At 68.2% G+C, this 12,253-nt stretch carries 12 protein-coding genes; 5 read left to right on the top strand and 7 right to left on the bottom strand.

The window, feature by feature from the left end; translation table 11 throughout:
- Positions 1 to 73: 73 nt before the first annotated feature.
- Both sigJ and OG225_RS16720 read left to right on the top strand, forming a co-directional pair.
- Complete coding sequence (gene sigJ / locus OG225_RS16725) at positions 74 to 967, top strand: RNA polymerase sigma factor SigJ (protein WP_405182505.1); 894 nt, start codon at positions 74 to 76, stop codon at positions 965 to 967.
- A 30-nt stretch (positions 968 to 997) separates the two neighbouring features.
- Positions 998 to 1,813 carry an SAM-dependent methyltransferase gene (locus tag OG225_RS16720; RefSeq protein WP_405182504.1) on the top strand — a complete coding sequence of 272 codons (816 nt, stop codon included), beginning with the start codon at positions 998 to 1,000 and terminating at the stop codon, positions 1,811 to 1,813.
- 11 nt (positions 1,814 to 1,824) lie between these two features.
- Here the strand turns inward: OG225_RS16720 and OG225_RS16715 are convergent, their stop codons facing one another.
- A complete protein-coding gene (locus OG225_RS16715) occupies positions 1,825 to 2,865 on the bottom strand; it encodes a hypothetical protein (RefSeq protein ID WP_405182503.1) in 1,041 nt (346 codons plus the stop codon).
- Positions 2,866 to 3,127: 262 nt separating this feature from the next.
- On the opposite strand from OG225_RS16715, the gene OG225_RS16710 reads away from it, so the two are divergent.
- Together OG225_RS16710 and OG225_RS16705 are read left to right on the top strand one after the other, a co-directional pair.
- The gene (locus OG225_RS16710; protein WP_405182502.1) at positions 3,128 to 4,153 is read left to right on the top strand and encodes an alpha/beta hydrolase; all 1,026 of its coding nucleotides are present in this window, start codon (positions 3,128 to 3,130) and stop codon (positions 4,151 to 4,153) included.
- Positions 4,154 to 4,250: 97 nt separating this feature from the next.
- Complete coding sequence (locus OG225_RS16705; RefSeq protein ID WP_405182501.1) at positions 4,251 to 5,057, top strand: methyltransferase domain-containing protein; 807 nt, start codon at positions 4,251 to 4,253, stop codon at positions 5,055 to 5,057.
- A 25-nt stretch (positions 5,058 to 5,082) separates the two neighbouring features.
- On the opposite strand, the gene OG225_RS16700 is transcribed toward OG225_RS16705, so the two are convergent.
- Positions 5,083 to 5,766 (bottom strand): hypothetical protein, encoded by a 684-nt coding sequence (locus OG225_RS16700; RefSeq protein WP_405182500.1) that lies wholly within the window; start codon positions 5,764 to 5,766, stop codon positions 5,083 to 5,085.
- A 199-nt stretch (positions 5,767 to 5,965) separates the two neighbouring features.
- Between OG225_RS16700 and OG225_RS16695 the strand changes: the two genes are divergently transcribed.
- On the top strand, positions 5,966 to 6,961 hold the full coding sequence (locus OG225_RS16695) for a hypothetical protein (RefSeq protein ID WP_405182499.1): 996 nt from the start codon (positions 5,966 to 5,968) through the stop codon (positions 6,959 to 6,961).
- A gap of 353 nt (positions 6,962 to 7,314) precedes the next feature.
- Here OG225_RS16695 and OG225_RS16690 read toward each other — a convergent pair whose 3' ends face one another.
- The 5 genes from OG225_RS16690 to OG225_RS16670 all read right to left on the bottom strand — a co-directional run bounded on the left by OG225_RS16690 (position 7,315) and on the right by OG225_RS16670 (position 12,228).
- Positions 7,315 to 7,656 carry a sigma-70 family RNA polymerase sigma factor gene (locus OG225_RS16690; protein WP_405183284.1) on the bottom strand — a complete coding sequence of 114 codons (342 nt, stop codon included), beginning with the start codon at positions 7,654 to 7,656 and terminating at the stop codon, positions 7,315 to 7,317.
- Positions 7,653 to 8,045, bottom strand: coding sequence for a hypothetical protein (locus OG225_RS16685; RefSeq protein WP_405182498.1), 393 nt, complete (start codon positions 8,043 to 8,045; stop codon positions 7,653 to 7,655). Before OG225_RS16685 ends, OG225_RS16690 begins: the two co-directional genes overlap by 4 nt.
- Positions 8,046 to 8,140: 95 nt before the next feature.
- Positions 8,141 to 9,205: a fatty acid desaturase family protein gene (locus OG225_RS16680; protein ID WP_405182497.1), complete on the bottom strand. Its 1,065-nt coding sequence runs from the start codon at positions 9,203 to 9,205 to the stop codon at positions 8,141 to 8,143.
- A gap of 524 nt (positions 9,206 to 9,729) precedes the next feature.
- A complete protein-coding gene (locus tag OG225_RS16675) occupies positions 9,730 to 10,935 on the bottom strand; it encodes a glycoside hydrolase family 76 protein (protein WP_405182496.1) in 1,206 nt (401 codons plus the stop codon).
- Between the two features lie 177 nt (positions 10,936 to 11,112).
- Positions 11,113 to 12,228: a rhodanese-like domain-containing protein gene (locus OG225_RS16670; protein ID WP_405182495.1), complete on the bottom strand. Its 1,116-nt coding sequence runs from the start codon at positions 12,226 to 12,228 to the stop codon at positions 11,113 to 11,115.
- Positions 12,229 to 12,253 lie beyond the last annotated feature (25 nt).

Below are 12,253 nucleotides of genomic sequence, written 5' to 3'. Positions count from 1 at the left end.
TCAGGCCGCCTCACAATCCGGGTCACTGTTTCGTCGAATCGATGAACCCGCGTCGACCGAAGGAGCCGAGATCATGACCGATTCGCACCAGCCCGTGGTGATCGGTGAACGCCGTCAGCTGATCAATCTCGCCTACCGGCTGCTCGGTTCCCTGGCCGAGGCCGAGGACGTGGTGCAGGAGAGTTACGCGCGCTGGTACGCGCTCTCGGAGCGGCAGCGCGAGCAGGTGGCGGCGCCGGGCGCGTGGTTGACGACGGTCGCGGGCCGCATCTGCCTGGATCTGCTCGGATCGGCACGCGCCAGGCGGGAACGTTATGTGGGCGAGTGGATTCCGGAGCCGATACCCGGCCGGTCCGAATGGCTCGATGGCCGGTCCGCCGTCGATCCGGCCGACCGTGTCACCCTCGACGAGTCGATCGGCATGGCCTTCCTCGTCGTGCTGGATTCCATGACCCCGGCCGAGCGGGTGGCGTTCGTCCTGCACGACGTCTTCCGCTACTCCTTCGCCGAGGTCGCCGACATCGTCGGGCGCACCCCGGCGGCCTGCCGACAACTCGCCTCCAGCGCCCGCCGCCGCATCGACACCTCGCGGGGACCCTCGGGCGCCGAACGCGCCGAGGTGGTCCGGGATTTCAAACGAGCATGGGAGACAAAGGATATCGAGGCCCTGATCGGCCTGCTCGATCCACGGGCGACCGCGACGGCCGACGGCGGCGGCATAGCGCCCGCCTTCCTCGACCCGATCCACGGCGTCGAGCGGATCGCCCGCCTCTGGATGGAGATCGCCACCAGGGGCCCCGCGGTGACCCTGCTGGAGCGGACGGTGAACGGCCAACCCGGCCTGGTGGCGCAGCTCGGCGACACCGTCGTCTCGGTGTACGCCTTCGACATCGCCGACGGCCGGATCACCCACATCTGGGTGATCCGGAATCCGGAGAAACTACGACCCTGGACGGCTCGGAGGTGAATTCGATCCGAACACAGTAGGGTTGCGGCCGTGAGCGGGGATATCGAGGACAGGGCCGCCGAGGCCGCACGCGTGCCAGAGGGCGCGGATCCCAACCGGCCGAACGCGGCGCGCGTCTACAACTACCTGCTGGGTGGTAAGGACAACTACGAGGTCGACCAGTTACTGGCCCACCAGATGCTCGCGGTCGCGCCCGACACCAGGACCACCGCGTGGTTCAGTCGCCGTTTCCTGCTGCACGCGGTGGAAATGGCCGCGCGAGCGGGCGTGCGTCAATTCGTCGATATCGGTGCGGGCATCCCGATCTCGCCGAATGTGCACGAGGTGGCCCAGGCGATCGAGCCGGACGCGCGCGTGGTGGCCGTCGACTACGACCCGGTCGTCCACGTGCACGCCAACGCGTTGCTGGTCAGTTCGCCCGGTGTCACGTCGATGTTGGGCGATATCCGGCAGCCGGACGTCATCCTCGAGCGGTTGCGTTCGGAACAGCTCATAGATTTCGACCGACCGGTCGCGATCCTGATCGTCGGTGTCCTGCACTACGTCATGGACGACGAGGATCCGACGGGAATCATCGCGCGGTTGCGCGACGAGCTGGCACCGGGTAGCTATCTGGCCTTCACCCACGGCAGCGACGACACGCACAAGGATTTCATCGAGCGATCCTCCGACAGCACCGCGGGCAGTTCCTCGCAGCCGCGCTACCGCACCGAAGAAGAGGTGACGCGGCTGTTGGACGGTTTCGAAACGCTCGGGCCCGGTGTGGTCCCCGTGCAGGATTGGCTCGACGACGACCTGCCAGGCACCAATCTGGTTCTGCTGGGCGGAATCGGCCGCAAGGCCTGATCCGCCGGGCATCACGTCACATCGGCCAGGGCGGCGGCGCGGGCCACCATCGCGTCGGCGATCTCCCGCGGCCGCCGACCGAGGCCGCAGGCGCTCGCGATGCCGTCCAGTCGCCTGCCCAGCGCCTCCTCGATCATCAGCAGTGTCGTGGATTGTTCTTCCAAGGAAGGACTTTCGTGCACGAACCCGGCGATGAACCGGGTACCCGACGGCAGGTCCAGATCGGCCAAGGGCGTGTAGAACCGAGGATCGGTGGACGGCGGGACATCCCCGGCGGCGAAGGGCCCGTGTATGTATTCGAGCGGTCGGTCCGACGGCCATCGGCGTGCCACCGAGTTGGCGAGTTCGACCAGTGGCCGCGCGTCCCGCATGGTGACGCGGGACCGGTTGTTCATACTGCCGACGCATAGGTGCACACCGAAGCGGGTGCCCGCGGGAGCGGCCTCGGCCGCCGCGGCGATACCTTTCCCGATGCCCAGGATCGAGTCCAATCCTCGATGCAACGGTGCGGATTTCGCGGTCAGCACCATCTCGGCGGTGGCCTCCAACTGCACGATCACCTCCTCACCCGCCGACTCGCGAATCGCCGCGATATCGCGGGCCGCCGCAGCCCGGAAAGCGTCACGGTGCGAACGGATTCCGGCGACGCCCATCGCGATGAAGGCCAGCGTGAAATCGGTCGGCATGCCGATCTGCAACGGCAGGCCGGTGAGATCACGCTCGGCACGCAGCCGCCGGTAGATCGGCAGCGCCTCCTCCGCCTCGGCGCGATATCCGAGTTCCATGGCGTCACCGGTCAATTCGGTGCCGCGCGGCACCTGGTACACGGTGCGTTCCCGGCTGGACTCCCACGATCCGGCCCGCTTGACCTCCAGCACCCCCTGCGCCGCCAACCCTTCGATGATCGGCTGGATATAGAACTCGTAGCGGCTCGTCTCACCGGTCGGGAGCGTCAGCAGGCGCGCACCGGCGCCCTCGAGCATTGCCAGCATCGCCTCCTCGGCACTCCCGGCCGGATAACTGCCAACGAGGTGCACCGCGCGTGCGCCCATGTCGTGCATCGTGAACCGCAACCTTCCAGGAACATCCTCGTAGCCCTGCCCAGGTCGGCGGACTTTCGCCATAGTGACCGGCACCGTGTTGGAGCTTCTCACAATCCTTTACGGCGCGATAGCTGTGAAACCGGCCGGGGCCTATCAGGATTCGCCGAGGTGTCGCTGTCTTGCGTGTCGCGGGCACATCGCTATACCCTGCCTCACCGATGGTCGGCCGACAGGTCGGCGCGTATCGCCGCCACCCAAGGGAGCTCCTCGCGTGCGAACCTCGGTCCGAAACCTGGCCGCCTCCGCTGCGGCGCTGCTGCTGTGCCTCGTCTGCCCCGGCACGGTCACCGCCGAACCGACCACGCCGCAGGCTCGGTGTCAAGAGTTGAGTTTCCCTGTGCCACAGGGTGTCCTGGCCGCCACCCTGTGCCTGCCGGATCGGCCCACCGACACCGTGATGGTGCTCATGGCGGGCTCCAACTACAACCACACCTACTGGGACTTCCCCTACGCCCCGGAGACCTACAACTTCCGCCGGGCCATGAACGCGGCGGGTTACGCGACCCTGGTGGCCGATCGACTCGGCAACGGCGCGAGCAGCAGACCGCCCAGTGCGTCGTTGACCGCCACCGCCACCGCCGAGGCGCTGCACGGCATCGTGCAGGCGCTACGGCACGGCGTCGCCGGGGCCGCGCCGTTCGCCACGGTGGTCACCGCCGGTCACTCGCTGAGTTCGGGCACCTCGGTCATGGAGGCCACCGCCTACCGCGACGTCGACGGAGTCCTGCTCACCGGCTACTCGCACGCGCTCAACGTCCCCGAGGTACTCGGCGTGATCAGCACCTACCATCCGGCCGTCGAGGACCCCGACTTCGCCTCGGGCGGACTCGATTCCGGCTATCTGGTGACCCGCCCCGGCACCCGCGAACGCGATTTCCACGGCGAGGGGAACGTAGATCCGCAGGTACTGGCTCTCGACGAGTCGACCAAGGAGACCTTCTCGCTCACCGAATATCCCGACGGACTCACCTCCACCCTGCCCGGGATGTCCTCGTTGATCGACGCGCCGGTCCTGTTGGTCAACGGCAGCCTGGACCGGTTGTCGTGCGGACCCGAGTTCGCGGTGTGCCGCGACAGCGCCACCCTGCTCGCCGCCGAGGCCCAGTACTTCGCCCCCGCCGCACAATTGCGTGCCTTCGTCCTCCCCGGCGCCGGCCACTCGGTCAATCTCGCGCGCAATACCGTGGCCTATCAGAACGCCGTCCTCGACTGGATGCGGACCGTCGTCACACGGTGATGCCCTGCTGCCGGATCTGCGGAGCTTCGGCAATCGGGTGGCTATCGCACGCGCGCGGCGGCTTCGGAGCGGCGGCGGGCGCGCGCATACTGGCGGGGTGAGCGATCAGGGTGGCGTTCCGTCCTTCCATATCGACCAGGTTCATCGCGCCGAGCAGACACTGAATGTGCGGCTTCTCGACGATCAGGCCGAGTTGCCCGGTGTCGTGCGGATGCGTCGGTGGGTTCGCGACGCGCTGGCCGTGCGGGCAGGCGAGACCGCCGTGGATCTGGGTTGCGGTACCGGTACCGAAGTCGTGGAGTTGGCCCGATCGGTCGGCGAGAGCGGCAGGGCGATCGGGATCGATCCGAACCCGTCGATGCTGGTGGTGGCGAGGCAGCGGGCGGCCGGGGTGAGAACCGAATTCATCGAGGGATCGGCCTACGCGTTGCCGCTGCCGGACGCCGTGGTCGACGTGCTCCGCTGCGAACGTGTCTACCAGCACCTGGACGATCCGGCGCGGGCTACCGCCGAGATCGCCCGGGTGACGCGGCCCGGCGGGCGGGTGGCGCTGATCGACAGCGACTGGTCGACCGCGATCCTGTATCCGGGGGATCCGCAGGTCATCGAGGCGATGCGGCAACGGATGGACGCCGCCGTCCCGAACCGGCGGTCCGGCCGACGGTTGCGCGGTCTGTTGGCCGAGGCGGGATTCGTGATCGAGGACGTGGGCTCCGAGGCTGTCATCTGGGGGCCGGACTCGGCGGTGCCGATGTGCACCGCGTTCGCGGAAAGCGTTGTCGCGGACGGGACCATCACCGCCGAACAGCGCGATCGGCTGCTCGGCGATATCGAGCACGGCATCGCGGCGGGCGACTACCACTTCTCGGTGACGATGTTCGCGGTGATCGCCCGCAAACCCTGACCGGTCGGCGAACGCGACGGCGGCGTCAGCCTCGGCCGAGATCGTCGGACAGATCGATACGGTCGTCGAGTCCGATATCGACGACGACACCGTTCTCGATCAGGGCCATCGCGTCGGTGTTCACCTCGGCGGCGACTCGCTCGTCCACGGCCAGGCCCGCGCTGATGGTGCCGACGAGCAGGGGCAGGCCTTGCTCGAGGGTGCCGAGACCGAGTGCGCTGTTCAGCGCGGTCGAGCCGTCGGCGGTGAGCACCACCCGGTTGTCGTCGCCGAATCCGATGCCGAGGTACAGGTTCTTGTCACCGGGGTTCTTGCGCAGGCGGAGGTTGTCGGTGTCCATGGTGGCCAGCCGCAACGGGCGGCTGTCGAGCGTGGCATCCACGGTGCCGGTCCCGATGTCTAGCGTGAGATCGGTCAACCGGGCCGTTCTCGCGCCGGAACGCACGGTGATCTCGCCACCGAAACGAATCGTGCCCCCGCTGATGCGGTGGCCGAAGAAGGCCACTCGGCCGCCGCCCACCCACAATGCGGCAAGGCCGTCCAGGCCGCTGCTCGGATCCAGTCCGAGAGCCTGCGTCGCGTCCATGACCGTGACGATGGTGCCGCCCGCCGCCGCGGGCACCGCCCCGGCGACCCCGGTGAGAGCGGGACCGACCGAACCGATCATCACCGCAGCGGCCAGTGCCGCGAACTTCCTTCTCGAACGCACAGGGACAACCTCCTCGAAGCCGGGGAAAGATCATCGGTTCCCTTGAGCTTCGTCACCGCTACCCCGTCCGGATTGCCGGATCCTTCACCCGGCTCCGGCGCGGACGGCCCGTACGAGGCGCTGTCGGCCGTCCCCGACGGGGTCCCGGCCCGGCGCGCCTGCCGTGGATAGTGCCGCGCGGCCCGCAGAATCGCTGCTCATGGCGATCACGGTGGGACGCAGATCGGCACTCGCGCTGCTGGCCGGACTGCCGTTGCTGGCGGCGGGTCCGGCTCGGGCACAGTCGGCGCTACCGGGGGTCGGCGTCGATTCGGTGCGCGTGCCCGTGCGGTACACGATGGCGGCGTTCCGCGCGGACAACGACACCACCGCGGCGGTGTACGAGTCGGTGGACGGGACACGGTTCACGCCGGTGGCCGAACGCGCCTACACGCCCGCCACGGGGTTGGTTCGAGATACCAGCGTGCTGCTGCACACCGACGGCTGGTACTACCTCACCTACACGATGGCCGCCGACGCGACCTCGATCGGACTGGCACGCAGCCGGGATCGTATCGACTGGACGGCGATGGCGCCGGTGCCGATGTCGGTGCCGGGCCGCCTGGAGGGGGCGTGGGCGCCGGAGTGGTATTCGGATGCGGCGGGCCGGGTCGGCATCATCGTGTCGCTGACCTGGGGTCACGGCTTCACCCCGCATCTGCTCGCACCGCTGGGGGCGGGGTTCTCCGCGTGGACGCCGCCGATCCCGCTAGTCGGTTTGAGCCCGAGCGGTCCGGGCTCGCTCGGCTATATCGATACCGAGCTCGTGCGACTGGACGGGCGGGTATACGCGTTCGTGAAGAACGAGGACACCACACTGATCGAACTGGCGGTGGCCGATAATCCGTTGGGCCCGTACAGCTTCGTGGCCAAAGGGGACTGGGCGGGCTGGGGCGGTCCGCGCGAAGGACAGTCGGTGGTGCGACTGTCCGACGGCGGGCATCGCATCTACCTCGACGCGTATACCGAGGGTCGCTACCTCTACAGCGACAGTCACGACGGTTTCCGGACGTGGTCCGCGCCGACCGAACTCCCCGGACTGTCCGGCGTCATCCGGCACGGCACGGTGATCGCCGAATTCGGACCCGCGAAGAGTCTGGACGGTCGCGGTGTCGACACGTCCTCGTCGGTGCAGATCCCGGCCTCGCCTCGGTAGCGGGTATCGGGTCCCGCTTCTGGTCCGCTGGTCTCCGGACGATTTCCGGCCCGCCGATTCCTTCCGGTGGTGGTGGAGGTCTACATGGTGAGGGCACCTCCCATCGACACGGGGTCGGGCCCGATCATGCACGCCGAGTAGAAAGCTGATTGCACTGACCCCGGGACAGCCGACCATATACGACCTGGCCGACGGCCCGAAGGCACTCGCCGAACTGGAGAACAGAGCGACCGTCGGAAAACTCGCCCTGCTGCCCTGAACGGGATCGTCACGGCGAAGCACGCATTCGATCGCCCCGGTCGACGACGATCCGGCGACGGTGGTCGTCGCGCGGGAGTCGCTGCGGCTCGCGCTCATCGCCTGTCCGGCAGTGGCTCCAGCCACGAGACCTCCTCCGGAGCAACAAGATCCGGTGGTCGTTCGGGCCCGTCGTACGGGCCGGTCAGACCCGAGGGCAGTACCCGGCTACGTCGAGTCCGCAACGCGGTGAGACAGACATTGGTGGCGATCCGGTAGAGCCAGGACCGAACCGACGCGCGGCCATCGAATCCGGAGTCGGAGCGCCACGCCCGCAGGTAGGTCTCCTGCACCAGGTCCTCGGCGTCCTGCGCCGAGCCGACCATCCGGTAGCAGTGCGCGAACAACTTCCGCCGGAACCGCTCGGTCTCCGCGGCGAACCGGTTCTGATCGCTCAGGGAGCGTCCAGCACGCTGGCCGGAACGCCGTAGGGAAGGAACCGCACCCGACGGCGATCGTCGGTGTTGTCGCGATGCGCGCGCAGGGCCTCCAGTTCGTTCGGGAAGACCTGGTCGACTCTGGCCTCGCCGTTGTCGCCGAGGCTGTAGATCGCCCACACGCCGCTGCCGGTCTCCCCGGTGGTCTCGCCCTCGGGTTTCGGCGCGCGCGGCGCTTCCGGTCGGGTGAACTGACCGAGCAGCGACGCGAGCGAACCGACCGTCGTGTGGTCGACGCGATCCAGGTAGACGCCGGCTTTCCCGAGCAGGTCCCGGAGTTCGGTTCCCGCCCCGCGCAGCGCGCGTTCGAAATCTTCGGGATCGATGCCGAAAGGCCCGTTGGTTGCCATCGCATGTGCTCCTGGGGACGAGTTGGGGCGCTACGTCCTCAGTGTCCTCGCGAAACGCCGACTTCGCCACGCCGACCCGGCCGGGAAGCAGGTCATCAGGCCCGGTGGCCGTCGTCGGCGCGTAGCGGCGCGCCGACGTGGTGCATATGCTTCAGCGCTTCGCTGTAGGAGCGGATCAACCCGGTTTCGTGGTACGCCACGCCGATCTCGGCGCAGTAGTCACGGACGATCACCCGCGCGTGCCGCAGATTCGGCGTCGGCATACTCGGGAACAGGTGGTGCTCGATCTGGTAGTTGAGTCCGCCGAGGGCGATATCGGTCAGCACGCCGCCGCGCACGTTGCGGGAGGTCAGCACCTGTCGGCGCAGGTAGTTGGGGCGGTCGTCGCCGGTCAGGGTCGGCATACCCTTGTGGTTCGGGGCGAAGGTGCAGCCCATGTACAGACCGAACAGCGCCTGGTGCACCGCGAGGAACGCGAAGGCCTTGTCGGCGGGCAGCACGGCGAACAGCACGGCCAGGTAGGCGATGAAATGGCCGAAGAGCAGCGCGCCTTCGAGTGCGCGGTGTTTGACCGAACGATTTCGGAGCGCGCGGACTCCCGCCACATGCAGGTTCAGACCCTCGAGCATCAGCAGCGGGAAGAACAGGTATGCCTGCGCCCGTCCGATGAGACGCGCCGGGCCTCGGCTGGCTCGCGCCTGCCGTTGTGACCAGACCAGAAGGTCGGGCGCGACGTCGGGGTCGAGTTCCTCGTGGTTCGGGTTGGCGTGGTGCCTGGTGTGCTTGTCCTGCCACCAGCCGTACCCGAGGCCGATGCCCGCGTTGCCGACGATTCGGCCGACGATCTCGGTCCGCTGCCGCAGCCGGAACACCTGGCGGTGCGCCACGTCGTGCATGACCAGGGCGGTCTGCGCGAAAGTCACCGCCATGAACGCCGCCACCGCGAGGGTCCACCAGGAGTCACCGACGAGGACGAACGCCGCCCAGCCTCCCGCGAACGCTATCCCGACGAGTCCGAGTCGGACGGTGTAGTAGCGGGGACGCCGGTTCATCAGTCCCGCTTCGGAGATCCGCCGTAGCAGACGGGCGTAATCACCGTCGGTGCCACCGCGCCGCGGTGACGGTGTAACTGATGTGGAGACCAAGGCCGGTGTCGTCATAGATCTTCCTGAGAGCTGGGTCGGAGATGCCACCCGCGCGTGTCCTCGATGCGGGTCGATGTCGATCGGAGAATCGATGTCGGCGGGAACTGCTCGGTATGTCGGTGCCGAGGTGACGATTCGAAGCTATCGGCCGGATTCTCGTTCGATGTAATCCCTTGGTATGAGATGCAATCAGTCTGCGGTGTGAGACGCGCGCGGCGGCGGTGCGGATCCCGGACCCACGGCGAGCGCCGACCACGACCGCACGGCCGAGAACGAGCCATGTGATCGAGCACGCCACCTCGGTGTGCGTCGAACGAGGGATAGCGAGTTGCGTTGCGGCTCAGTGCATCCGAGCGTTCGAATGGTGAGCGTCAGCCCGATCGCCACGGGATGACGCCGTCGGCGAATCACTTCTCCGGTGGTCGCCACGGTGTCGATCGTGTGCCCCGACTCTCCTCGGTGTCGGGTTGTGTGCTCGACAGCACCCTAGCGGTCGATCGAATTCTTCGGTGGTCGGGTCCGAGTGGGCTCGAGCGGGTTCAGCGTCCGGCGGCGGTGAGCCGGTAGTCCGCTTCGAGCAGCATCCACCCGCTCAGCTGCACGGAGAGATCGCGGCTCAGGTTCGCCGACGACGCGGCGGACGAGTCCGTCGGCTGGAGAAAGGCTCCCGGATACTCCGGCACCGTGACCGCGCGGGTCCAATCCGCGCCGAACAGCGGCAGTCCGTCCACCTCGGCGCGATGTTCCCAGGCCGCCCGCGCCGACGCGTGCACGATATCCGCCGCGGTCGTGCTCCCGGATGACAGCGCCGCCTCGGCGAGATATCTGGCGAGGATGCCCATGAACAGTCCGGAGTCGTCCCCGGAGGCCGCGATGATCACGCCATTGTCGGTGAGTCCCGTCGCGGTCGCGGCGACGAGTGTGGCGGCGCGGCGGCGATGGCTCGAATCATTTGTGCGCGAGGCCAATTCGGCTTCGAGACCGATCGACACACCCTGACAGTAGGTGTGGACGGTGCGGTTCATCCGTCCACCGGGCTCGTGGACGCCGTCGACGATCAGGCCGCTGTCGGCGTCGCGCAATCGGGTGTGCAGGAATTCGGCGAGTTGTCCGGCGCGAGACAACTCGCCGAGCCGAGCCATGGCGATACCGGTCGGACCGATCGCTGGGGTGTTGTAGTAGTCGTCGCCGGACCGCCAGGGCAGAGCGCCGACCTCCGGGTTCCAGCCGTCGAGCAACGCGGCGCGCAGATCGTCGACGGCGTCGCCGAACCGGATGCCGAGCAGTCGGTCGGCGCGTTCGAGCGCCAGTGCCAGCCAGGCCATATCGTCGTAGTACCGGTTGGTCCAGCCGGTGAGATTACGGGTTCGGATCCCACGTGCGAGGGAGACGACCCGCTCCACACGTTCGTCGGTGCCCGCGCGATACGCGGCGTCCACCGCGCAATCGAGCAGGTGGGCCTGCCACCAGTAACACCATCGTCCGAACGACTGTTCCGCCAGGGACGCGGGCCAGACCAGCGCCCCGAGCTGTCGCTGCGGCAGACCCCAGAGCGTGCGCACGTGCCGTGCCACGACCGCCTGTTCGGCCAGGTCCGCTCGCTTGCCGCACTCCTCGGGGCCGGCGGAGACGGTCCGCGTGATCGTCCCCGCCTGCGTCGGCTGCGCCAGTGCGGTCAGCGCGATCGCACCCCCGGCCGCGAACAGCACGCTGCGCCGTCCGATCGCGTTGTTCCGGCGATCCATCCGTTCGGACTCCTCCTACGGACATCGACGTCGGAACCGAAGACCGCACCGCCAGAGTGTCCCACCGGGGTTGCCGACGTCTGAACTGTTCCGGTTCGCCGCGAGAACTTTCGGCGGAAACGGTGAGATCGCACGCTCCGCACCGACGCGGACCCTTCTCCAGGTGAGTCCGAGCGCTCAGGCCCGCGCCTCGAAATCGTGGAGCAGCAGGGCGATTTCGAAGCCGCGGCGTTGCAGCCAGTGCGCGACCACCGAGGCCCGGGCGGCGGTGAGATCGTCGATCAGGACCACGCGCGCGCCACGCACGGCGATGGTCCGGTGTGAGACGCCGAGCAGTTGTCCGCCTTCGGAATTGATCGATCCGGGCAGGTGTCCGCGAGCGAATTCCTCGGGTGTGCGCACATCGAGCAGGTAGGTGGTGCGGTCGGGATCGGCCGCCCACTCGTGTGCGGTCGCGAGGTCGACGCGGTCGAACTCGTCGTCGGCGGAGATCGCCCGGACCCACTGCGCGGCGCGTTCGCGAGCGGCCTCGTCGACCGGGCCGTACAGGGCGGTCGCACCGGTCTCGAGTTCGAGATTCTCCTGCTTCCAGGCTTTGGTTCCCTCGTGCAGGTAGGACACCCGGTTCGGCACACCCGCGTCGATCAGGGTCTGGGCGCCGATGATCGCGCGGGGCAGTCCCGCGCAGGAGACGACGATGTGGGTGTCGGGGGAGGGGACCACGTCGGCGAACCGCAGCAGCAGTTCCGCGCCGGGCACCCCGACAGCGCCGGGCACGTGACCGGCGGTGAACTCCGCGACCGTGCGGGTATCGATGACGACGACGTCGGCGCTCTCGTTCTTCAGTGTCTCGAGTTCGGCGGCGGTGACCGACGGTGTCTCGCGTTCGTCACGGATGCCGAGCGAGAATGTCTGGCCCGGGATATCGAAGGTCGGCAGATTCTCGGTGCCGTGGCGGGTCCATTCCGGGATACCGCCGGACAGGACGTAGACCTCGGTCCGCCCGGCAGCGGACAGCGCTACGGCGACGGCGCTCGCGGTCGCGTCACCGTCGTCGACCAGCACGGTTCGCACGAGTTTGCGTGGTACGAACCGGTCGATCTCCGCCTCGACCCGATCGGCGGGAAGGTTCGTTGCGAACAGGGGTGAGGCGTAGCCGACCACGTCGGTGGGACGGACGTCGAGCACCGCGAGTTCGTCGCCGTCGGCCAGCCAGCGGCGCAGCGTCTCCGAATCGATGGTGTTCGTGGCGGTCTCGGTGGCGGTGCCGTGCCCGATCGATGATGTGCTCACGTGCGTGGTCCACCTTCGCTGGAGG

Source organism: Nocardia sp. NBC_01377 (assembly GCF_045040005.1).
Lineage (GTDB): Bacteria > Actinomycetota > Actinomycetes > Mycobacteriales > Mycobacteriaceae > Nocardia > Nocardia noduli.
This window is presented reverse-complemented; position numbering and strand designations above follow the sequence as displayed.